This window comes from Nonomuraea coxensis DSM 45129 (assembly GCF_019397265.1).
Taxonomy (GTDB): Bacteria; Actinomycetota; Actinomycetes; order Streptosporangiales; family Streptosporangiaceae; genus Nonomuraea; species Nonomuraea coxensis.
In genome coordinates, this window is record NZ_CP068985.1 from 2,256,937 (window position 1) to 2,278,238 (window position 21,302).

At 73.3% G+C, this 21,302-nt stretch carries 20 protein-coding genes; 9 read left to right on the forward strand and 11 right to left on the reverse strand.

The genetic code is table 11. The features are described 5' to 3' along the window. Window positions 1–58 precede the first annotated feature (58 nt). The 6 genes from Nocox_RS10880 to Nocox_RS10905 form a co-directional block, all read right to left on the reverse strand. Window positions 59–1,384 carry a sensor histidine kinase gene (locus tag Nocox_RS10880; RefSeq protein WP_020541860.1) on the reverse strand — a complete coding sequence of 442 codons (1,326 nt, stop codon included), beginning with the start codon at window positions 1,382–1,384 and terminating at the stop codon, window positions 59–61. Then, on the reverse strand, window positions 1,381–2,046 hold the full coding sequence (locus Nocox_RS10885; RefSeq protein WP_020541861.1) for a response regulator transcription factor: 666 nt from the start codon (window positions 2,044–2,046) through the stop codon (window positions 1,381–1,383). The genes Nocox_RS10880 and Nocox_RS10885 overlap by 4 nt, the downstream gene beginning before the upstream one ends. Window positions 2,047–2,055: 9 nt before the next feature. Then, window positions 2,056–3,381, reverse strand: coding sequence for an MFS transporter (locus Nocox_RS10890; RefSeq protein ID WP_020541862.1), 1,326 nt, complete (start codon window positions 3,379–3,381; stop codon window positions 2,056–2,058). Between the two features lie 125 nt (window positions 3,382–3,506). Beyond that, window positions 3,507–5,783, reverse strand: coding sequence for a glycoside hydrolase family 6 protein (locus Nocox_RS10895; protein WP_051112491.1), 2,277 nt, complete (start codon window positions 5,781–5,783; stop codon window positions 3,507–3,509). 41 nt (window positions 5,784–5,824) lie between these two features. After that, window positions 5,825–6,799, reverse strand: a complete 975-nt coding sequence (locus Nocox_RS10900; RefSeq protein ID WP_020541863.1) for a GNAT family N-acetyltransferase — start codon at window positions 6,797–6,799, stop codon at window positions 5,825–5,827. A 163-nt stretch (window positions 6,800–6,962) separates the two neighbouring features. Then, window positions 6,963–7,208, reverse strand: coding sequence for a DUF2630 family protein (locus tag Nocox_RS10905; protein ID WP_020541864.1), 246 nt, complete (start codon window positions 7,206–7,208; stop codon window positions 6,963–6,965). Between the two features lie 37 nt (window positions 7,209–7,245). Between Nocox_RS10905 and Nocox_RS10910 the strand changes: the two genes are divergently transcribed. From Nocox_RS10910 to leuA, 3 genes are all read left to right on the forward strand, one after another. Continuing rightward, window positions 7,246–7,746: a hypothetical protein gene (locus Nocox_RS10910; RefSeq protein WP_343224377.1), complete on the forward strand. Its 501-nt coding sequence runs from the start codon at window positions 7,246–7,248 to the stop codon at window positions 7,744–7,746. Further along, entirely contained in the window at window positions 7,740–7,877 is a 138-nt protein-coding gene (locus Nocox_RS43935; protein WP_020541865.1) for a hypothetical protein, read from the forward strand. The genes Nocox_RS10910 and Nocox_RS43935 overlap by 7 nt, the downstream gene beginning before the upstream one ends. A gap of 195 nt (window positions 7,878–8,072) precedes the next feature. Further along, a complete protein-coding gene (gene leuA, locus Nocox_RS10915) occupies window positions 8,073–9,779 on the forward strand; it encodes a 2-isopropylmalate synthase (protein WP_020541866.1) in 1,707 nt (568 codons plus the stop codon). 80 nt (window positions 9,780–9,859) lie between these two features. On the opposite strand, the gene Nocox_RS10920 is transcribed toward leuA, so the two are convergent. Then, the gene (locus tag Nocox_RS10920; protein ID WP_020541867.1) at window positions 9,860–10,429 is read right to left on the reverse strand and encodes a dihydrofolate reductase family protein; all 570 of its coding nucleotides are present in this window, start codon (window positions 10,427–10,429) and stop codon (window positions 9,860–9,862) included. Between the two features lie 142 nt (window positions 10,430–10,571). Between Nocox_RS10920 and Nocox_RS10925 the strand changes: the two genes are divergently transcribed. The 3 genes from Nocox_RS10925 to Nocox_RS10935 are packed head-to-tail and all read left to right on the forward strand — an operon-like array spanning window position 10,572 to window position 14,946. After that, window positions 10,572–11,969: an MFS transporter gene (locus tag Nocox_RS10925; protein WP_033408415.1), complete on the forward strand. Its 1,398-nt coding sequence runs from the start codon at window positions 10,572–10,574 to the stop codon at window positions 11,967–11,969. Next, a complete protein-coding gene (locus Nocox_RS10930) occupies window positions 11,966–14,344 on the forward strand; it encodes a PEP/pyruvate-binding domain-containing protein (RefSeq protein ID WP_020541869.1) in 2,379 nt (792 codons plus the stop codon). Before Nocox_RS10925 ends, Nocox_RS10930 begins: the two co-directional genes overlap by 4 nt. A gap of 5 nt (window positions 14,345–14,349) precedes the next feature. Beyond that, entirely contained in the window at window positions 14,350–14,946 is a 597-nt protein-coding gene (locus tag Nocox_RS10935; protein ID WP_020541870.1) for a TetR/AcrR family transcriptional regulator, read from the forward strand. 62 nt (window positions 14,947–15,008) lie between these two features. Here Nocox_RS10935 and Nocox_RS10940 read toward each other — a convergent pair whose 3' ends face one another. Further along, window positions 15,009–15,710: a TetR/AcrR family transcriptional regulator gene (locus Nocox_RS10940; protein ID WP_020541871.1), complete on the reverse strand. Its 702-nt coding sequence runs from the start codon at window positions 15,708–15,710 to the stop codon at window positions 15,009–15,011. 119 nt (window positions 15,711–15,829) lie between these two features. Between Nocox_RS10940 and Nocox_RS10945 the strand changes: the two genes are divergently transcribed. From Nocox_RS10945 to Nocox_RS10955, 3 genes are read left to right on the forward strand one after another with little or no spacing between them, the layout of a single operon-like run. Continuing rightward, window positions 15,830–16,183, forward strand: coding sequence for a YrdB family protein (locus tag Nocox_RS10945; RefSeq protein WP_020541872.1), 354 nt, complete (start codon window positions 15,830–15,832; stop codon window positions 16,181–16,183). 2 nt (window positions 16,184–16,185) lie between these two features. Beyond that, window positions 16,186–17,097, forward strand: coding sequence for an NAD-dependent epimerase/dehydratase family protein (locus Nocox_RS10950; protein ID WP_026214060.1), 912 nt, complete (start codon window positions 16,186–16,188; stop codon window positions 17,095–17,097). Then, window positions 17,094–17,981 (forward strand): Gfo/Idh/MocA family protein, encoded by an 888-nt coding sequence (locus Nocox_RS10955; protein WP_020541874.1) that lies wholly within the window; start codon window positions 17,094–17,096, stop codon window positions 17,979–17,981. Before Nocox_RS10950 ends, Nocox_RS10955 begins: the two co-directional genes overlap by 4 nt. A 28-nt stretch (window positions 17,982–18,009) precedes the next feature. Here Nocox_RS10955 and Nocox_RS10960 read toward each other — a convergent pair whose 3' ends face one another. Genes Nocox_RS10960 through Nocox_RS10970 form a run of 3 tightly spaced genes read right to left on the reverse strand, consistent with a single transcriptional unit; the run spans window position 18,010 to window position 21,258 of the window. Continuing rightward, complete coding sequence (locus tag Nocox_RS10960) at window positions 18,010–18,834, reverse strand: trypsin-like serine peptidase (RefSeq protein ID WP_157382898.1); 825 nt, start codon at window positions 18,832–18,834, stop codon at window positions 18,010–18,012. A gap of 55 nt (window positions 18,835–18,889) precedes the next feature. Then, window positions 18,890–19,894: an acetamidase/formamidase family protein gene (locus tag Nocox_RS10965; RefSeq protein WP_020541876.1), complete on the reverse strand. Its 1,005-nt coding sequence runs from the start codon at window positions 19,892–19,894 to the stop codon at window positions 18,890–18,892. Then, window positions 19,891–21,258, reverse strand: coding sequence for an APC family permease (locus tag Nocox_RS10970; RefSeq protein WP_020541877.1), 1,368 nt, complete (start codon window positions 21,256–21,258; stop codon window positions 19,891–19,893). Before Nocox_RS10970 ends, Nocox_RS10965 begins: the two co-directional genes overlap by 4 nt. Window positions 21,259–21,302: the final 44 nt, after the last annotated feature.

Here is a 21,302-nt window from a genome sequence, read left to right on the forward strand (position 1 = left end):
TTGGCTTCCTGCTTCGACGGGCCGGCCGGCTCCGGCGTCTGACACGGGCGTCGTCCGGTCAAAGGGGGAGGCGGAGTTCCACCGTCAGGCCGTGGGGGACGGTGGGGAGGAGGCGGAGGGCGCCGCCGAGATGGCGGGCCAGTTCGGCGGCGATGGCCAGGCCGAGCCCGCTCCCGGGCACGTTGGCGTGCGGCCCCGCCCGCCAGAAGCGCCCCAGCGCCTCGGCGCGTTCCTCCTCGCCCAGCCCCGGCCCGTCGTCGGCCACCCGCAGCACCCCGCCCGCCAGGGTGACGGTCACCGTCCCGCCCGCGGGGACGAACTTCTGCGCGTTGTCCAGCGCGATGTCGGCGATCCTGGCCGCCGCCTCCGGCACCTCGCCGTCCTCGGGGCGCTCGGGAGCCACCAGGGTGAGGCCCTTGGCCGCGTACACCTCACGCCAGACCGCGAGGCGCGGCCCCAGCGCGACCGGCCGGGACGCCGGCCCGGCTCCGGCCTCCACCTTCGCCAGCGTCAGCAGGTCCTCCACCAGCAGCGCCAGCCGGTCCAGCTCGGCCATCGCCTCCGCGTACTCGGCCGTGCCTTCGACCTTCATGTGCGGCTCCAGGTTCTCCAGCCGCAGCCCCAGCACGGTGAGCGGGGTGCGCAGCTCGTGGGAGGCGTCGGCGACGAAGGCCCGCTGCCGTTCCATCGCCCCCGCCACGGCGTCGGCCATCGCGTTGAAGCGCTCCTCCAGCCGCCGCAGCTCCGACGGCCCGGCCCCCGGATGCGCCCGCGCGTCGAGCCTGCCCCCCGCGATGGCCCGGGTGGTGCGGTCCAGCTCGGTCACCGGGCGCAGGATCCACCGGGCGAGCCGCCTGGCCACCAGCGCGCCGAGCCCGAGCGCGGCCAGCGCGCCGAGCGCCAGCGCGCCCCACACCAGCGACACGTCCAGCCGGGCGCGGCCCGTCGGGGCCTGGAGCAGCACCACACCGGAGAGCTGCGCGTCCCGCCCGGCGGGCTCGGCCAGCAGCGCGTACGCCGGCCCGAACGGCGTCGTCATTCTCAGGTGCTCGGTGGTGCGGCCGGACAGCGCCAGGCGGGTGACGTCGCGGTCGTCGGCGGCGAACGAGCCGGCGGTGACGAGGACCGAGCCGTCCCGGTCGCGGACGCGGACCGCCGCGCCGTACAGGTCGGCGTAGCGGCGCACCTCCTGGTCCAGGGCCGCGCGGTCGCCCTCGCGCGCCGCCTGGTCGGCCAGCTCGGCGAAGCGGGTGGCGTCGGCGCGGCGGTCGAGGAGCAGCCGGTTCGTCCGGTGGGAGGCGTACGCCCAGCCGAGCGGCACCGCCAGCGCCGTGATGAGGATCGCGATCAGCGTGGTGAACGTGACCACCAGCCGCCCGTTCATCCCGGGGGTCCCAGCCGGTAGCCCGTGCCCCGCAGGGTCTCCACCAGGCCGGGCCGGCCCGTCTTGGCGCGCAGCCCCGCCACGTGCACGTCCAGGGACCGCGACGCCGACAGCAGCGGGTCGCCCCAGACCTCGTCCAGGATCTCCTCCCTGCTGCGCACCACGCCGGGCTCCCTGGCCAGCAGCGCCAGCACGTCGAACTCCCGCCGGGTCAGCGCCACCGCCTCCCCGGCCACCGTGACGTGCCGCGTCTCCAGGTCGATGAGCACGTCGCCGACGCGCACCACGTCGTCGCGGCGCGGCAGGGGGCGGGTGCCGCGCCGCACGACCGCCTCCATGCGGGCCATCAGCTCCGCCGTACGGAACGGCTTGACCAGGTAGTCGTCGGCCCCCGAGCGCAGGCCGCGCAGCACCTCGCGCTCCTCGGTGCGGGCGGTCACCACGATCAGCGGCACCGCCGACACCCGGCGCAGGCGGCGCAGCACGTCGAGGCCGTCCATGTCGGGCAGGCCCAGGTCGAGCAGGACGAAGTCGGCGCCCCCCGCCAGGCGGAGGGCGTCGACGGCCAGCCCCGCCCGCGTCACCCGGTGGCCGTGCCGGGCGAGCGCGGTCGTCAGCGCGGCGGCCAGCCGGTCATCGTCCTCGACCAGCAGAACTCGCATGCCGCCAGGTTAGACGCGCCCCGGCTGCACCTGCTCCGGGACGGCCCCCGCCGTCTGCTCGGCCCGCGACAGGGCCGCGTCCCTGGTCTCGCGCATGAACAGGTAGACGACGAGCGAGACCGCGGCGCAGCCGGCGACGTACCAGAAGAAGCCGGACTCCATCTTCGCGTTCTTGAACCACAGCGCCACGTACTCGGCGGTGCCGCCGAACAGCGCGTTCGCGATCGCGTACGGCAGCGCCACCCCGAGCGCCCGCACCCCCGTCGGGAACAGCTCGGCCTTCACCACCGCGTTGATCGAGGTGTAGCCGGTGACGATCACCAGCCCGGTCAGCGACAGCGCCAGCGCCCCGCCGAACCCGGTCGCCCCGCCGAGCGCCGTCATCAGCGGCACCGTCCCCAGCATCGACCCGATCCCGAACGTGATCAGCAGCGGCCGCCGCCCGATCCGGTCCGACAGCGCCCCCGCCAGCGGCTGCAGGCACATGAAGACGAGCAGCGCGCAGAAGCTCACCAGCGTGGCCGTCTCCTTCGGCAGGCCCGCGGTGTTGGACAGGTATTTGGTGAGATACGTGGTGTAGGTGTAGTACGCGACCGTGCCGCCCATCGTCAGGGCGATCACCAGCAGCGCCTCCCTCTTGTAGGCGAGCAGCCCGCGGATCGTCCCCCGCTCGGAGGGCTCCTCGGCGCGCCGCTCCTCGTCGTACGCCTCGGTCTCCAGCAGGCTCCGCCGCAGGTAGAACACGACCGCGGCGGCGAGCGCGCCGACGACGAACGGGATGCGCCAGCCGTAGGAGGCGAGCGCCTCCTTCGACATCGTGTTCTGCAGGATGATCTGCAGGCCGAGGCCGACGAGCTGGCCCGCGGTCATGGAGACGTACTGGAAGCTGGAGGCCAGGCCGCGGCGGCCGCGCGGGGTCGCCTCCGTCAGGTACGTGGCGCTGGCCGCGTACTCGCCGCCCACCGACAGGCCCTGGAGCAGCCGGGCGACGACCAGCACCAGCGCGCCGAAGTAGCCGACCGACTCGTACGTGGGCGCGATCGCGATCAGCAGGGCGCTGGCCGACATCAGCGTGACCGTGAGCGTGAGCGCCGCCTTGCGGCCCCGGCGGTCGGCGTAGCGGCCGAGCAGCCACCCGCCGAGCGGGCGCATGAAGAAGCCGACGGCGAAGATCGCCGCCGTGTTGAGCAGCTTGGCCGTGTCGTCGCCCTCCGGGAAGAAGGACGCGGCGAAGTAGACGGCGAAGCTGCTGTAGACGAACCAGTCGTACCACTCGACCAGATTGCCGACCGAGCCGCCGACCACCGCCTTCCACGGCACGCGGGGCTTGCTCACTTCGGACCTCCTGGGGGCTGGGGGAGTACGGGCAGGTCAGAGCCTCACCCCAGGAAGGAGTCCGGACAAGGTGGACGGGCCGAGATCTAACGTCCGCTTAACATCGGCGCCTCGCGGCGGAAACCTCAGCTCCACGGCGGGTCGGCCAGCTTCGCCCGCTCCAGGGCGAGCTCCGCCCACCACTCGCCCGCCTTCGGCGCGACCACGCCCCACTCGGGGTCCTTGTCGCCGTTCGTGCCGCGCCGGCAGTGGCCGCTGGAGGTGCCGGGACGGGCGATCCACAGGTAGGCGTCGGCCAGCTCCTCGCCGGTCTCGGTCGTCGGGCGGTCGCCGACGCCCTTGCCCGGCGGGTTGCACCAGGTCTGCGGGTCCGCGTAGTGCTTGACCGGGGCCCAGGATCCCCGGCCGTTGCGCGCGGTGTCGACGACGAAGTGCGGCAGCGTGGCCCGGTCCACCGCCGCGTCGAGCGGGCAGCCGGAGCGGCCGGCGCGGCGCAGGGCGATGCAGGCGGAGAGCTGCTTGCCGTACCCGACGGCCTTCTCGGTGCGCTGGTAGGAGGCCGCGTTGAGGAAGAAGCCGTCCGTCTTGTCGACGCCCGCCTTGACCAGGCGCTCGGCCATGATCTCGGTGCCGGGGTAGAGGTCCTGGGCGCCGTCGAGGTAGACGGCGGTGCGCGGGTTCGCCTTCAGGGCGCCGGCCGCCTCGCGCAGGGCCGCGTAGCGCTGGTCGGGGGAGCCCTGCGGGTCGCAGTTCTTCGTCCCCAGCAGCTTGGTCAGGCTGCCAGGCTCCAGGACGACCACGGCCGGGGACGAGCCGATCTGTCCCGCGATCCCCTTGATCCAGCTCTGGTACGCGGCCAGCTCCGCCGGGGTCGCCGGACGGCACTCGTCGGTGCCCGGAAGGTAGTTGACCAGGAACACCGGGACGCCGCCCATGCCCGCCGCGTTCGCCACGGCGTCGGCCACCTTGGCGCGGACCTCCGGCGAGCCGAGGCGGATGGCGTGCGGGACCTTCGCGAGCTTCTCCATCAGGGCGGCGTCCTGGGGGCGGTCCTTCTTCCAGAGGTCCGCCTGCCGGGCGGCGTTGGGCTCCTCGGGGGAGTAGAAGGCGACGGGACGGGCGGCGCGCAGCGGGTTCCCGGCACCGCCCCCGGCCGCCTGGTCGCCGCCGGGCGTGGCGGTGCCGGTGCCCGTGGTGCCGGTGGCCGTCGCCCTGGGGTCGCCCTGCCCGCTCGCCCGGGAGGCCACGGCGGACGACGTGCTCCCGGCGAGAGCGCCGCCGTCACCGCCGGACCCGGCCACCCCGTTCCACACGAGCGCCACCGCCACTCCAGCGACCGCCACCGCCGCTGCCGCGGCCCCCGCGACGACCCTGCCCCGCCTCCGGCCACCACCGTCGGACAGGCCCGGCGTACCGTCGGAATGGGCGGGGGCCGGCCGGGTGGGCCCCGAGAACGCCACGCCCGGCTCCGTCACATCCGCCCGCGCACGGCTCCCCGCACCCTCGACCCCCGCCGCCCCGCCCGCGCCCGGCGTGCCCGGCGACTCCACCGAGGCCGGGGGGTCGGCGGCGCTCAGCTGGGCCAGCAGGTCCTGGGCCGTGGGGTTGGCGGCGCTGAGGCGGTCCAGCAGGTCCTGGGCGGTGGGGCGTTGGGCGGGGTTCTTGGCGGTCGCGGCCTCGACCAGCTCACGCAGCACCCCCGACAGCCCGTGCAGCTCCGGAGCCTCGTTCACGATGCGCAGCAGGATCGTCGGCACCGAGCCCGACCCGAACGGCGACGCCCCCGACGCCGCGAACGCCACCGTGCACCCCCACGAGAAGATGTCCGACGCGGGCCCGACCCGCGACCCCGACACCTGCTCCGGCGACATGTACGCGGGCGTCCCCACGATGGCGCTGCTCACCTCCGTCTCGGTGAAGCGCGCGATCCCGAAGTCGATGACCTTGGGCCCCACCTGGGAGAGCAGCACGTTGGACGGTTTGAGGTCCCGGTGCACCACGCCCGCCCCGTGGATGGCCCGCAGCGCCACCGCCATGGCCGCGGCGAGCCCGTCCAGCGCGGATCCCGTCAGCGGCCCCGACGCGCGTACGGCCTCACCGAGGCTCGGCCCCTCGACGTACTCGGTGACCAGGTAGGCGGGGTCGCCCTCCACGTCGGCGTCGAGGACCGGGGCGGTGCAGAAGCGGGCGACCCGCCGCGCCGCGGCGACCTCCCGGGCGAAGCGGCGGCGGAACCCGGGGTCCGCGCTCATCCGCGCGGTGATCAGCTTGACCGCCACCCGGGTGCCGTCCGGCGCCCGGCCGAGGTAGACGGTCCCCATGCCGCCCTCGCCCAGCCGGCCCAGCAGGGTGTACGGCCCGGCCTGTCGAGGATCCCCGTCGCGCAGCGCGTCCAAGGTCATAAACCGTCAGGGTAACCCGGCCGCGGGAGCCTGGGGAGGGGTCACAGCTCAAGCCGCCAGGTGTGCCACTCGTCGAGCAGCCGGAAGCCCATGGTCTCGTTGATGGCCAGCATGTGGACGTTCGTGGTGGCGTTCCAGGTGAGGACGCGGTCGAGGTGCGGCTCGCGTTCACGCAGCCACAGCAGGTTGGCGAGCTTGACGAGCAGGCCCAGGCGGCGGCCCCGGTGCGGGCGCAGCACCACGGTGTCCACCTGGTTCGCCCAGCCGTCGGAGCGGTCGGCCTTGATGACGAGGCGGGTGAAGGCGGCGGGCGTGCCGTCGGCGTCGTGGCGTGCGATCGTCGTGTAGCAGGTCTGGCCGGCCTCCGCGATGCTCCGCTCGCGCTCGCCGACCCGCTCGGCGTCGTAGCCGCTCGCCTCGACGCCGGCGTCGCGCGGGGCGTCGTTCATGCCGTCGAACAGGGTGGCGAGGTCGTCCAGGAGCTCCGGTCCCGCCGGGCCCGCCCACTGCTGGAGCGAGTAGCCCGGCACCGCCGGCGTCAGCGCCTCCAGCGCCGCCGGGTCGGCCGCGCGCAGGTCGAGCGTGCGGCGCGCCTCGGTGACCGAGGGCGTCATGCCGTGCGCGCGGGCGAACCGCGCACCCACGCCCGTGGCCGGGGTCTCGGTGAGCAGCAGCTTCCGGCCGTGCGCGCGGGCCCGGCCCACGGCGTGCTCGAACAGCGTGGAGCCCAGTCCGCGTCCGCGCCGCTCGGGCCGTACGACCAGCGGGTAGATCGTGGCGGTGTGCGTGTTGTCCATGCGCGGCAGCCCGAGGCTGTAGCCGCCGGCGACCGTCCCGCCCTCGGCCGCCACCCACATCTCCGTGGCCTGGCCCGGCCGGTCGGTGCCGAAGTTCAGGCGGAAGCGGGGCAGGGCGAGCAGCGGGCCGGGGTCGTGGGCGTTGGCCGCGACGTACGCGTCGTGCAGGCCCGCGATCAGGCCACCGTCCTGGGCGAGATCGACGCGCTGAAGAGTCATCCGGTCAGCAAAGCGCACCCCGGGCGGCGCCGGCCACCGATTTCCCGGCCGGCCGGACCTCGCCGGCGGTCAGCTCGACGCGCACGGACGGAGAACCATGATCGGGTCTTCCCAGGGAACCGGGGGTTCATCCGCTCATGCCCGGCCTGCGCCGGAGAGTGCGTCACTGGCGGTAGTTCTCCACCTGGCCGGCCGGGCGGACCGCGGCCTCGTCGGGGTCCTCGCCCGTGCCGCGCCGGGCCCGGCGCTGCCGCAGCAGGTCCCAGCACTGGTCGAGCGCCGTCTCCAGCTCCTTGACGCGGTTGTGCTCGTCGTCCGTCGTCACCTCGCCGGCGGAGAGCTTGTCGCGCAACACGCGCTCCTCGTCGACCAGGGCGCTGATCCTCGTCAGAATCTCGTCATCACGCATGCGAAGACTCTAATCTCCACGTGATAGAACACGCCCTATGTCTGGCATTGCGCTGGTAAGGAAGCCCGGTCCCCGCATCTCCGAGGGCATCGTCACCCACCTCCAGCGCGAGCCGGTGGATCCCGGACGGGCCCTCGACCAGCACCAGGCGTACGTCGCCGCGCTGGAGGCGGCCGGCTGGCGGCCCGAGGTGGAGTCCGTGGCGCGGGCCGTACGCGACCTCGGGCTGAAGACCGTCATGATCGCCCGGCCGGGCACGCTCGACGGCGGCGACGTGCTGCAGTCCGGCCCCACCGTGTACGTCGGCCGCTCCGCCCGCACCGACGACGAGGGCATCCGCCAGCTCGCGGCCCTGCTGCCGGAGCGCCGGGTCGTGCCCGTGAACCTCCGCGGCGTCCTGCACCTGAAGTCCGCCGTGACCGCGCTGCCCGACGGCACCCTCATCGGCGACCCCCGCCACGTGGACCTGCCCGGCCTGCTGGTGCCGCCGGAGGAGCCGGGCGCCACGTCGTCCCGCTGGGCGGCGAGCGCGTGCTGATCGCGGCCTCCGCTCCGCGTACCGCCGAACTGCTGGAGCGGCGCGGGCTCGCCGTCACGGCCGTCGACATCTCGGAGTTCGAGAAGCTCGAAGGCTGCGTGACCTGCCTCAGCGTGCTCATCGGGGGGTGAGCCCGACACGATCTTTCTCGGGATCTGAGATGACGCACGGTGCATCCCCAGACGTCTGGTAGCGTGCAAAGCATGCTGCGCGGGCTCCTTCTTAGCTGCCGCGGCGGGGGCCTCTAAGGCCGGCTCCCTCGCCGCGGAGCCAGTCATGCGCGTCGGCCGCTTCCTTTCAGAACCGCCCGACGAGGAGCAACGCCCATGACCGCTCAGCAGCCCAGCCGGATGCCGATCCATCGTTACCAGCCGTTCCAGCCCGTCCGGCTGACCGATCGCACCTGGCCCGACCAGGTCATCACCAAGGCGCCCCGCTGGTGCGCGGTGGACCTGCGCGACGGCAACCAGGCGCTGATCGACCCGATGGACTCCCACCGCAAGCTCCAGATGTTCGAGCTGCTGGTACGCCTGGGCTACAAGGAGATCGAGGTCGGCTTCCCGGCCGCCTCGCAGACCGACTTCGACTTCGTCCGGCAGATCATCGAAGAGGGCCGCATCCCCGACGACGTCGTCATCCAGGTCCTGACGCAGGCGAGGCCCGAGCTGATCGAGCGCACCTTCGAGTCGCTGGAGGGCGCCAAGCAGGCGATCGTCCACCTCTACAACTCCACCTCCACCCTGCAGCGCCGGGTCGTGTTCGGCCAGGACAAGGAGGGCATCACCGCGATCGCCGTCGAGGGCGCCAAGCTGGTGAAGAAGCTGGCCGACGCGAGCGACGTGGACGTCTTCTTCGAGTACTCGCCGGAGTCGTTCACCGGCACCGAGCTGGAGTACGCCGTCGAGGTCTGCGACGCCGTCAACGAGGTGTGGCAGCCCACCCCCGACCGCAAGGTCATCATCAACCTGCCGGCCACGGTCGAGATGGCCACGCCCAACGTCTACGCCGACCAGATCGAGTGGATGAGCCGCAACCTGCGCCACCGCGACTCGATCGTGCTGTCGCTGCACCCGCACAACGACCGCGGCACCGCCGTCGCCGCCGCCGAGCTGGGCTACATGGCCGGCGCCGACCGCATCGAGGGCTGCCTGTTCGGCAACGGCGAGCGCACCGGCAACGTCTGCCTGGTCACGCTCGGCATGAACCTGTTCTCCCAGGGCGTCGACCCCGAGATCGACTTCAGTGACATCGACGAGATCCGCCGCGTCACCGAATACTGCAACCAGCTTCCCGTGCACCCGCGCCACCCGTGGGGCGGCGAGCTGGTCTACACCGCCTTCTCCGGCTCCCACCAGGACGCCATCAAGAAGGGCTTCGAGCACCTGGAGCGCGACGCGGCGGTGGCCGGGACGCCGGTGGACGACTTCACGTGGGCGGTCCCCTACCTGCCGATCGACCCGAAGGACATCGGGCGCTCCTACGAGGCCGTGATCCGGGTCAACAGCCAGTCCGGCAAGGGCGGCGTGGCCTACATCATGAAGTCCGACCACCAGCTCGACCTGCCGCGCCGGCTGCAGATCGAGTTCTCCAAGGTCGTGCAGGCCCGCACCGACAGCGAGGGCGGCGAGGTCAGCCCCGCCGAGATGTTCGAGATCTTCCGCGACGAATACCTCCCCAACCCGGCCAACCGCTGGGGCCGGCTGAGCCTGATGGCCCACCGCAGCGAGTCCACCGTCGACGACAAGGACCGCATCAGCGCCGACATCCGCCTCGACGGCGAGATCCGCGAGATCAGCGGCACCGGCAACGGCCCGATCTCGGCCTTCATCGACGCGATCGGCGGCGTCGGCATCGACGTACGGGTGCTCGACTACTCCGAGCACGCGATGAGCTCGGGCAGCGACGCCAAGGCCGCCTCCTACCTGGAGTGCGACGTGAACGGCGAGGTGCTGTGGGGCGTCGGCATCGACGCCAACACCACCACCGCCTCCCTGAAGGCCGTCATCTCGGCCGTCAACCGCGCCTCCCGCTGACGCACGCCTGGCCAGGACCGCGCCTCACGGACGACCGTGGCGCGGTCCTGGCCCTCGCGCGCCGCGAGACCCGCCGGCCGTTACCTCACGACCCGGTACCGCAGGTGCGTGACCGCGTCGGAGGCGATCACCTGCGTGCGGGTCAGCTCGATGCGGGGAAGGTCGTCCAGCAGCCGGACTCCGGAGCCCAGCACGACCGGCACCAGGTTGATCAGCAGTTCGTCCAGCAGGCCGGCGCGCAGGAACCGCCGCCCTGTCTCCGCGCCCATCACGACCACGTCCTGGTCGCCGGCCGCGTTCCTGGCGGCCTTCAGGGCGGCCTCGACGCCGTCGGTGACGAAGGTGAACGTCGCGCTCCTCATGACGAGGTCGTCGCGGGTCCGGTGGGTGAGCACGAAGGTCGGCGCCGGGTACGGGGTGTCCTGCCAGTGGGGCAGGCCGACGTCGAAGGTGCGCCTGCCGACCACGACCGCGCCGGCCGACGCGCCCATCGAGGCGAGGACCTCCTTGTCGCGCGGGTCGGGCCGGTCGGTGAACATCCACTCGTGCAGCCGCGTGCCGCCCCTGCCCATGGCATGCTCCGCGCTGACCTCCGGACCGGCGACGAAGCCGTCCAGCGACATGCTCTTGTACAGCACCACGACACCCACTGAAGCCTCCTGAAGGTTGTCCTCCGGAGGTGGACCGGCCGGCCTCCCGCAACTCATCGCCGCTATTCATGAGGTGTTGAATTCTGGTCGCGATCGATCTACTCTCCCTTTAGAGAACGGTTCGTTCACTAAGGGAGGCGTCATGGGATTGGTGGTGACCGGGCTGATCCTGGCCATGCTGCTCGCGGCGCTCGATCAGACGATCATGGCTCCCGCGCTGCCCGTCGTGGCCGGCGACCTCGGCGGACTCGACCAGATGCCCGGCGTCGTCACCGCCTACCTCGTCGCCGCCACCGTCGTCATGCCGGTCTACGGCAAGCTCGGCGACCGCTACGGCCGCAAGCCGACGCTGCAGGTCGCCGTCGTCGTGTTCGTGACCGGGGCCGTCCTGTGCGCGCTCGCCACCTCGATGCCGCAGCTCATGGCGTTCCGGGTGGTGCAGGGGCTGGGCGGCGGCGGGCTGATGATCGGCGCCCAGGCGGCCATCGGCGAGCTGGTCAGCCCGCGCGAGCGGGGGCGCTTCCTCGGCTACTTCGGCTCGGCGTACGTCGTGGCCGCCGTCGGCGGTCCGCTGATCGGCGGGTTCCTCATCGACCGGGTGAGCTGGCGGTGGATCTTCGCGCTATACCCGCCGCTCGGGCTGCTGGCGCTGGTCCTGCTCACCGTGGCGCTGCGGCTGCCGCGGCCGGAGGGCGGGCGGCGGCCCCTGGACGTGGCGGGGGCGCTCGCGCTGGCCGCCCTCGTCGTCGGCGTGGTGCTGGCAGGGCAGACCCGCGAGCCGGTGTACCTGCTGGTGGCCGGGGGCGGGCTCGCCGGGTGGCTGGTCAGCGCCCGGTACGCGGCCGACCCCATCCTGCCGCTGCGGCTCTTCCGCGAGCGGGCCTTCGCCGTGCCCGTGGCGATCAGCCTGGTCATCGGGTTCGCGCTGTTCGGGACGATCACGTACATGCCGGCCTACCTCCAGATCGCGCACCGCGCCGGCGCCACCCAGGCCGGGCTGCTCGTGACCGCGCTCATGGGCGGCGTGCTGGCCTCCACGATCGTGTCCGGGCGGCTGATCACCAGGACCGGCCGGTACAAACCGTTCCCCGTCGCCGGGACCGCCGTCGCCGCGGCCGGGCTCGCGCTCGTCGGCCTCACGGCCGGCTCGCCGCCGGCGCTGGCCGCTTCCATGCTGGTCACCGGGCTGGGGGTCGGCCTCGTCATGCAGGTCATGCTGCTGGCCGCGCAGAACGCCGTCCCCTACGGCGACCTCGGCACGGCCACCTCGTCGGTCACGTTCGTCCGGCAGATCGGGGCGTCGGCCGGGGTCGCGGTCGTGGGCGCCTTCATCACCCTTCGGTCCGGGATCTCCGCCACCGAGACCCCGGCCGCGCTGCCCGACGGCGTGCGCGAGGCGTTCGCGACGGCCGTGCCCCCGGTGTTCGGGGCCATGGCGCCGCTGCTGGCCGTGGCGTTCGGGCTGGCGCTGGCGCTGCCCGCGCGCCCGCTCCGCACCACGGCGCACGCCGATGACATCCCCGTGAAGGAGAACACGTGAAACTCGTCGCGCCCCTGGACGCCGTCGGCCGCGCCGACCTGCCCCTGGCCGGAGGCAAGGGCGCCAACCTGGGCGAACTGATCAGGAACGGCTTCCCCGTGCCGCCCGGCTTCGTCGTCACCACGCACGCCTACGACCTCGCGGGCCGGGACGGCGAGCTGCCCGGCGAGCTGCGGCGGGAGATCGCCGGCGCGTACGCGGCGCTCGGCGCGGGGCCGGTGGCCGTACGCTCCAGCGCGACCGCCGAGGACCTGCCGGGGGCCGCGTTCGCCGGGCAGCAGGACACCTACCTCAACGTGGTGGGCGAGCAGGCACTGCTCGACGCGGTACGCCGCTGCTGGGCCTCGCTCCACACCGAACGGGCCGTCGCCTACCGGGCCAGGCTCGGCATCGACGACGCCGGGGTGAGCATCGCCGTGGTCGTGCAGCGCATGGTCGAGCCGGACACGGCGGGCGTGCTGTTCACCGCCGACCCGGTGACCGGCGAGCGGGAGCGGATCGTCATCGACGCCGGCGCCGGGCTCGGGGAGGCCGTCGTGTCGGGCCTGGTCACGCCCGACCACTACGAGGTGGACCGCGAGGACCGCGTCACCTACCGGCCGGGCCGGGGCGAGGTCGTCGTCCGCAGCGCCCCCGGCGGCGGCGTCATCCACGAGGCCCGCCCAGAAAACGGCCCAGAAAACGGCCCCGAGGGCGACCCCGAGGTCGGCGCGGGGCGGCTGCCGGACGCCGTCGTGGCGGAGCTGGCCGGGCTCGCCCGCCGGGTCGCCGCCCACTACGGCCGCCCCCAGGACATCGAGTGGGCCTACGCCGCCGGCCGCCTCCACCTGCTCCAGGCCCGGCCCATGACGGCCCTGCCGCCGCCCTCGCCCGGCCGGCTCAACCCGGTGCGGCGCCGGCTCGCCGGCATCCTGCTCGAATACCTGCCGGTCCGGCCGTACCCGATCGACATGTCGACCTGGCTGCCGTACGGTCCGGTGGGGCTGATGGGCAAAGTGACCGGCGCGTTCGGGATCCGCGGCGGGTTCGAGGGGTTCCTGCGCGAGGAGGACGGCGTCGTCGTCGAGATCGTCCCGCCGGCGCCGCGCCCGACGGCCAGGGTGCTGACCATGCCGTTCCGCGTCGCGGCCAAGGCCAGGCGGTACGACCCCGCCCGCTGGACCGAGGACACCCGCTTCACCGGCTACCTGGCGGCGGCGCGCGACCTGGCCGCCCTGGACCTCGGGGCGCTGCCGTGGGAGGAGCTGATCCGCGTGCCGAGGAAGGCGCTCGACCTGGTCGCCCCGGTCGCCGACCTGCGCGTCGACTACCTGCCTGGCAGCGGGCTCGCGCTGCTGCGCCTGCTGGTGGCCGTCAAGCTGCTGCGCCGGGGCCCGCTCTTCTCCGGGCTGCTGGCCGGGGCGGTCACCCGGACGAGCGAGACCAACCGGGCGCTGGAACGGCTGGCCGAGCTGGCCGTCCGCACCGGCGCGCTCGACGCCGACCCGAAGCCCGCCGCGTTCCTGGCCGCGTTCGAGGAGTTCCTGCGCGAGTACGGCCACCGCGAGACCGCCAGCCCGATCCTCGTCACCCCGCCCACCTGGTCGGACGCGCCGGAGACCGTGCTCGGCCTGGTCGGCGTGCTGGCCGCGCACCCTGCCCCGGCGGCCGAGGAGCCCGGCGACGCCCTCGACCGGCTGCTCGCCCACCCGCTCCTGCGGGCTCCGCGGCGGCGGGAGCGGATGCGGCGCTGGGTGGCCGCCGCCCGCGCCGGGATCGCCTTCCGCGAGGACAGCCACTTCTTCTTCACGCTGCCGCAGCCCGTCCTGCGCCGCTCGCTCGTCGAGCTGGGCCGGCGGCTGTGCGTGGCGGGCGTGCTCGACCGGCCCGAGGACGTCTTCCACCTGCGGCTGGAGGAGCTGGAGGCGATCGGCGGCGAGGTCGCGCTGACCGGCCCTGAGGGGGCCAGGCTGCGTGAGCTCGCGCGGGCGCGGGCGGCGAAACGGGAGGAACTGGCCGGCGTACGTCTCATCGACCCCGCCGCGATCTTCCCTCCCGCGGCGGCGGACGGGGACGTGCTGGTCGCCGGGGCCCCGGCGAGCGCGGGCACCGTCACCGGACCGGTCAAGGTGATCAGGGAGCCCGCCGAGTTCGGCCGGCTGGAGGCGGGCGACGTGCTCGTCTGCCCCTACACGAACCCGTCGTGGACGCCGCTGTTCCAGCGGGCCGCGGCCGTGGTCGTGGACAGCGGCGGGACGGCCTCGCACGCGGCGATCGTGGCGCGGGAGTACGGCATCCCCGCCGTCATGGGCACGGGCGCGGGGACGTCCGTGCTGGCGGACGGCCAGGTCGTGACCGTGAACGGCGACGCCGGCACGGTCGTTCCCGCTGCCTAGGATGGGTGGTCGTGGTCACCGATCATAGAAAGCTGCCCCGCCGGAGAGGAGAGGCGCTCAACGCCGCGATCCACCGGGCGACCCTCGACGAGCTGGCCGAGAGCGGCTACGCCGGGCTCACCATGGAACGGGTGGCCGAGCGGGCCAAGGCCAGCAAGGCGTCGCTCTACCGGCGCTGGCCGTCACGCCTGGAGCTGGTGGCCGAGGCCGTGCGGACGGTGCTGCCGACGCCCGAGTCCGTCCCTGACACCGGGGAGCTGCGCGGCGACCTGGTGGCGATGCTGAGCCAGGCCGCGCGGGTCCTGTCGGGGCCGGCGGGGGAGGCGCTGCGCGGGCTCCTCGGGGAGGCCCTGAGCAGCGGCTCGCAGCTCGGCGCGATGCGCAGGACGTCGCACGGGATGGGCAGGAAGGCCATGGAAGAGGTGGTGCGGCGGGCGGTCGAGCGGGGGGAGGTCGATCCGGGCGCGGTCACCCCCAGGCGGCTGGACGCGGGGCACGCGCTGCTGCGGCACCACTTCCTCTTCAACGGCACCCCCATCCCCGACGACCTGGTGGTGCAGATCGTGGACGAAGTGCTGGTGCCGCTCCTCAGGAGGGGGTGAGGGGTACCCCATCCGCGGTGAGCTGGTGGTGCAGATCGTGGACGAAGTGCTGGTGCCGCTCCTCAAGAGGGGGTGAGGCCCACGGTGGCGGCGGTGAGGCGCATGGCGTGGTCGAAGGCGGCGCGGCGGTCGTCCAGGACGTTGTTGAACTGGCCGAACACCTCGAAGTTGACCCACCCGTACAGCGACGTCCACGCCGCCGCGGCCGCCCACACGACGTCGTCGGGCACGCCGGGCATCAGCTCGCGGAACGCCCCGGTCTCCGCGGCCAGCTCGGGCGGCGGGGCGGGCAGGCGCTCGGGCAGGCGCACGGCCCCGGCGCCCCAGGCGTCGGCGACGAGCTTCCCGAGCACGAGGACGTCCCGCTCCCGGGCCACGACGGTGTCCTGCGGCGCCTGGTAGCCGGGCACGGGGGAGCCGTAGAGCAGGGCGTACTCGTGGGGGTGCGCGACGGCCCAGTCCCGGAGCGCGTGGCAGGCGGCCAGCCACCGCCCGAGATGGTCCTCCCTGGGGCAGGCGGCCTCGCCCTGCTCGACGGCCTCGCCGAGGGCGTTGTAGCCGTCGATGATGAGGGCGGTCAGCAGGTCGTCGCGGCTCGGGAAGTAGCGGTAGATGGCCGAGGAGACCATGCCCATCTCGCGTGCCACCGCGCGCAGCGACAGCCCGCCCGCGCCCTCGGTGGCGAGCTGGCGGCGTGCGATGTCGGTGATCTCCCTGGTGAGCTCGGCCCGGACGCGTTCTCTGGCGGTGCGGCTTGCGGTCATGTCAAGCAGGTTATCAGAGCGGTGCGAAAAAACGAGAGCACCGCTCTTGACGACTGACGCTCTCTTGAGAGAGCATTGCTCTCGTAAGTGAACGACAGTCACAACCGCTGGAGTCCCCGATGCTCACCCTCGCCAAGCACGCCAACGCCGCCCTGATGTTCTTCCTGGAGCTGGCCGTGCTGGTCGCCGCGGGCTACTGGGGCTTCACCGTCAGCCCGAACTGGGCGCTGAAGCTGCTGGCCGGGCTCGGCGCCCCGGCGCTGTTCATCGCCGCCTGGGCGCTGTTCGGCGCGGGCGGCGGCGCGAACGCCGTCTACCCCCTCACCGGCCTGGCCCGCGCCGCTCTGGAGATCGCCTGGTTCGGCGGCGGCACGCTCGCGTTCTACGCCGCCGGCGCCGCGACCCCCGCGGCCGTCCTCGCCGTCCTCTTCGTCCTCAACGCCGTCCTCCGTCTCGTCTGGAAGCAGGTTTGATCATGGGTAAGCACGTCGTCGTCGGATCCGGCCAGGTCGGCGGCCATCTGGCCGCCAAGCTCCTCGACCAGGGACACGAGGTCGTCGTCGTGACCCGTTCGGGCAGCGGCCCCGAGGGGGCGGTCAAGGTCGCGGCCGACGTGGCCGACCGGGACAGGCTCGTCCGGATCGCCGAAGGGGCGGACGTCCTCTACAACTGCGTCAACCCCGCCTACCACCGCTGGCCGGCCGACTGGCCGCCGATGGCCGCGTCGTTCCTGGCCGCCGCCGAGGCGAGCGGCGCCGTCTACGTGATGCTCGGCAACCTCTACCCCTACGGCCCGGTCACCGGCCCGATGACCGAGGACCTGCCGCTCGCCTCCGCCGACCCCAAGTTCCGGGTACGGGCCCGGATGTGGGAGGACGCGCTCGCCGCCCACCGGGCCGGCCGGATCAGGGCCACCGAGGTGCGCGGCTCCGACTACTACGGCCCCGGCGCCACCGACCAGTCCTACCTCGGCGACCGCTTCCTCAAGCCGCTGCGGGCCGGCCGGGCCGTGCCGCTCGTCTGGCCGGCCGACGTGCCGCACAGCTGGACGTACCTGCCGGACGTGGCCGACGCGCTCGTCGTGGCCGGGGCCGACGAGCGGGCCTGGGGCCGGCCCTGGCACGTGCCGACCGCCGAGCCGCTGACCTTCCGCCAGATGGGGGAGCGGATGGCCGCCCTGCTCGGCCGGCCCGCGCCGCGGCTCGTCCCGATCCCGTGGCCGCTGACGCGGCTGGCCGGGCTGTTCTCGCCGATGATCGGGGAGCTGGGGCACGTCCGCCACCAGTTCACCGCGCCGTACGTGCTGGACTCCACGGCCTTCCAGCGGACGTTCGGCGTCGCGCCCACCCCGGTCGACGAGGCGCTGAAGGCTACGCTCGGCCTGTGAAGACAGCAATCATCGGCCTGGGCGACATCGCGGAGAAGGCGTACCTGCCCGTGCTCGCCGCCCAGCCCGGCCTCGACCTGCACCTGTGCACCCGCAACACCGCCCGGCTGGACCGGCTGGGCGACGCCTACCGCGTCGCCCACCGGTTCACCAGCGTGGACGAGGTCGTCAAGGCGGGGGTGGAGGCGGCGTTCGTGCACGCGGCCACCGAGGCCCATCCGGAGATCGTCGAGCCGCTGCTGGCCGCCGGGGTGCACGTCTACGTGGACAAGCCGATCGCGTACACGCTGGCCGAGTCCGAGCGTCTGGTGCGCCTGGCGAGGGCCGAGGGCAGGTCGCTCATGGTCGGCTTCAACCGCCGCCGCGCCCCCGGCTACGCCGCCCTCGCCGCGCTGCCCCGCCATCTGGTCGTCATGGAGAAGAACCGCGACAACCACCCCGACGACCCCCGCAGGGCCGTCTTCGACGACTTCATCCACGTCGCCGACACGCTGCGGTTCCTGCTGCCCGGCCCGGTCACGGACACCACGATCAGGACCAGGGTCAGGGACGGCCGGATCGAGCACATCGTGCTGGAGCTGTCCGGCGACGGCTGCACCGCCCTCGGGATCATGAACAGGGTGAGCGGCGCGAGCGAGGAGTCCTGCGAGGTCATGGGCGACGGCGTCAAGCGGCGGGTGGTCAACCTCGGCGACGTGGTCGACTACCGCGGCGGCGAGACGCTCACGCGGCGGCCCGACTGGGTGCCGGTGGCCCGCCAGCGCGGCATCGAGCAGGTCTGCGTGGAGTTCCTGGCCGCCGTCCGCGAGGGCCGGGTGCTGGACGCGGGCGACGCCCTCGCCACCCACGCCCTGTGCGAGGAGATCGTGACGCAGGCCGGCTGAGGTCGATCGGGGCGGGGCCCGGGTGAGGTCAGTCGCGGCGCGCGGCGCGCATCGCCCGGTCGGCCCTGGCCAGCATCCGCTCGAAGGGCCGGCCGTTCAGCCGGGTCAGCACCGTGTAGCCCTTGGCGTCGCTCAGCGGGCTCGACGACGACACCACGCCCGCGACCGCGCCGCCGTACAGCGCGGGCCCGCCGCTGCCGCCCGCGGCGGCGTGGCAGTTGCGGGTGACCATGAGCCCAGGCCCCTCGGAGATGGCCTCGACGGTGTCGCCCAGGCACCGGTACAACCGCAGCCCCGGATAGCCCTTGCCGGCCGGGTAGCCCAGCAGCTCCAGGCCGCGCAGCGCGGTGCCGCGCGTGGTCGGCATCGCCTTGAGCCCGCGCCCGGTGACCGCCTCCAGGGGACGGCCCCGCCGTACGACGCCGACCAGCCCCACGTCGTACGGCAGCAGCTCCGTCGAGTACGGCCGGCTCCGCCACCGCGCGGGCACCCACGTGCGCACGACCGGCCACACGCCGTGCCGCGCCCGCCCCTGGTCGTAGCCGGGCAGGAAGGCCAGCCGCCCGAGCGTCCGCCCCTGGTGGTAGAGGCAGTGCGCGGCCGTCAGCACCAGGCTGCGGCTGCGCGAGCCGATCACGGTGCCGCCGCACATGATGTCCTGGCCGGTCACCGGGTCCCGCCCGACCAGCACGCCGGTGAGCAGCCGCGCCCCCGTGAGGGGACGCGGCACCGGGGCGTAGCCGAGACGGTCGCCGTCGGGGGTGAGCACGCGCGGAGCGGGGATGTTGCGTTGCGACACCTCGGTGACGGCGCTTGGATCGAGCAGGAGCAGGGACAGCACCAACCTGAGCACCCTCCAACAGTTAGCAGAAGATGATCAGCGCCCCGACCTGCGACATCCGGGTTTACTAACTCGTGTACTGGGAACCGAGCGCGCGCAGCCGCGCGTGCGCGGACTCGTAGACGCCCGGCCCGCCGAGGTATGCCTTGGGCACCTTGGCCACCATCGTGTAGTTGGTGTCGCACACGTTGCCCACCGGCGCCTCCCCGGCCTGGCTGACGAGCTGGTAGGCGTCCAGGGTGTCGAGCCCGGTCAGCTCGGCGGCCCAGGTGACCAGGTCGTGCTGGCTGATCCGGTAGGCGTCCTCCAGCGGCCGGGCCGAGCCCGTGGACATCAGGTGGAGGTCGTCCTCCAGCCGGGGCCACGGCGTGGCCACGCCCTTGATCAGCTCGACCGCGACCACGGTGTTCATGGCGGACTCGACCGCGGTGCCGCACACCTCGCCGTGGCCCTGCCTGGCGTGCCCGTCGCCGATCGCGAACAGGCCGCCCTCGACGTTGACGCCCAGGTAGACGGTGACGCCCGCGCGCAGCTCGGGGGTGTCCATGTTGCCGCCGTGCGCGTCGGGGGTGATGGTCATGCGGGCCTCGTTGGCGCCGGGGGCGACGCCGACCGTGCCGTGCATGGGGTCGAGCGGCAGCTCCACGCTGAAGTCGCTGGAGCGGGCGTGGTAGACGGCCACGCCCTTGTCGAGGTCGAGGTCGTAGCGCCAGACGCGCTCCTCCAGCGGCGGCTGGAGCATTGCCGTGGTGTGGGTGCCGGTCAGCGCCCCGAAGTGGGGGAACGTCGTGGACACCGCCCAGTCCCTGGCCGGGGTGATCCGGACGAAGTGCAGCGCCAGCGTGTCGCCCGGCTCGGCGCCCTCCACGTGGAACGGCCCGGTCACCGGGTTGAGGTAGGGGAACTCGCACACCTGCGACGGCAGGTCGTCGACCGTCCGCACCAGGCCGCCGAAGCAGTCCTCGGTGAAGATCTCCAGGATCGTGCCGGGGCGTACCTTGCCCACCGGCGGCCGGCCGCCGAAGGTGTAGCTGAGCTCCTCGGGCTTCGGACGGTAGGACACGACGTTCACACGACCTCCTGGGGAAGCTGGGGCCGGCGGCCCATCACATAGGTGGTGCCGAGCAGGATCAGGCCGAGCAGCAGCCACAGGCCACCGACCCACTGGGCCGCGACGTTCTGGTTGATGACGACGGCGACCAGCACGAGGAAGCCGGCCACGGGCACGACCAGGTGCGCCAGCAGGTTACCGCTGCGCTTCCTGATCAGGTAGTGCACCACGACGGAGACGTGCAGCAGCAGGAACGCGAACATGGCGCCGAAGTTGACCAGCGAGGCCAGCTCCCCGATGCCGTTCTCCCTGGTGCTCATGAAGATCCCGAGGACGAGCGAGATCGCGGCCACCACGAGCGTGGCGTTGACCGGCACCTTGTGCCTGGGGTGCACCCTGCCGAGGAACGACGGCAGCATCCGGTCCCGGCCCATCGCGAACAGCAGCCGCGAGGTGGCCGCCTGCGCGACCAGCGAGTTGGCGAAGCCCCACGCGACGGCCGTGGCCACGGCCGTGAGCACCGACAGCCAGGGCCCGCCGGCGAACTCGGCGGTGTCGTAGAAGGCGCTGCCGGCGGCGTCGCCGTTCGCGATCAGGGCGTCCCTGCCGGGGGTGAGCAGCGCGGCCACCCACGTCTGCACCACGAACAGCACGGCGGCGACGGCGAGGGCGGCCAGCATGGACCGGCCGAGCCTGCGGGCGTCCTCGCGGTTCTCCTCGGCGAGCGTCGAGATGCCGTCGAAGCCGAGGAAGGACAGCACCGCGACCGACGCCGCGGCCAGCACCACGCTCCAGCTGAACCCGGCGGAGTCGAACAGCGGCGTGAGCGCGCCGGTCTGCGCCTTGCCCTGCGCCAGCGCGACGCCGCCGACCACCAGGAAGATCGCCAGCACGGCCAGCTCGGCGGCCAGCATGATCCGGGTGATCCTGGCGGTCATCTGGATGCCGAGGTAGTTGACGACGGTGTTGAGCACGACGAACGCCGCCAGCCAGCCCCACACCGGGACGGCGGGCACGAAGGAGTTCATGGCGACGCTGGCGACCAGGTAGAGCAGGGCCGGTACGAGCAGGTAGTCGAGCAGGATCGCCCATCCGGCGATGAATCCGACCGGCGCGCCGATGCCGCGCCCGGCGTAGGTGTAGACCGATCCGGCCATCGGGAAGGCGCGGGCCATCTGCGCGTACGACAGCGCGGTGAACGCCATCGCCACCAGGCCGATGAGGTACGCCAGCGCGACCATGCCGTGCGAGACGGCGAAGACGTTGCCGAAGATGCCGAACGGCGCGATCGGCACCATGAAGATCAGGCCGTAGATCATGAGGTCGGCGAATCCCAGGGACCGCTGTAGTTCCTGGCGGTAGCCGAACTGCTCGACGGTGCTCATGGACGGGGCTCCTAGCTGCGTCAGGGGGCGATTGGCACCTTAGA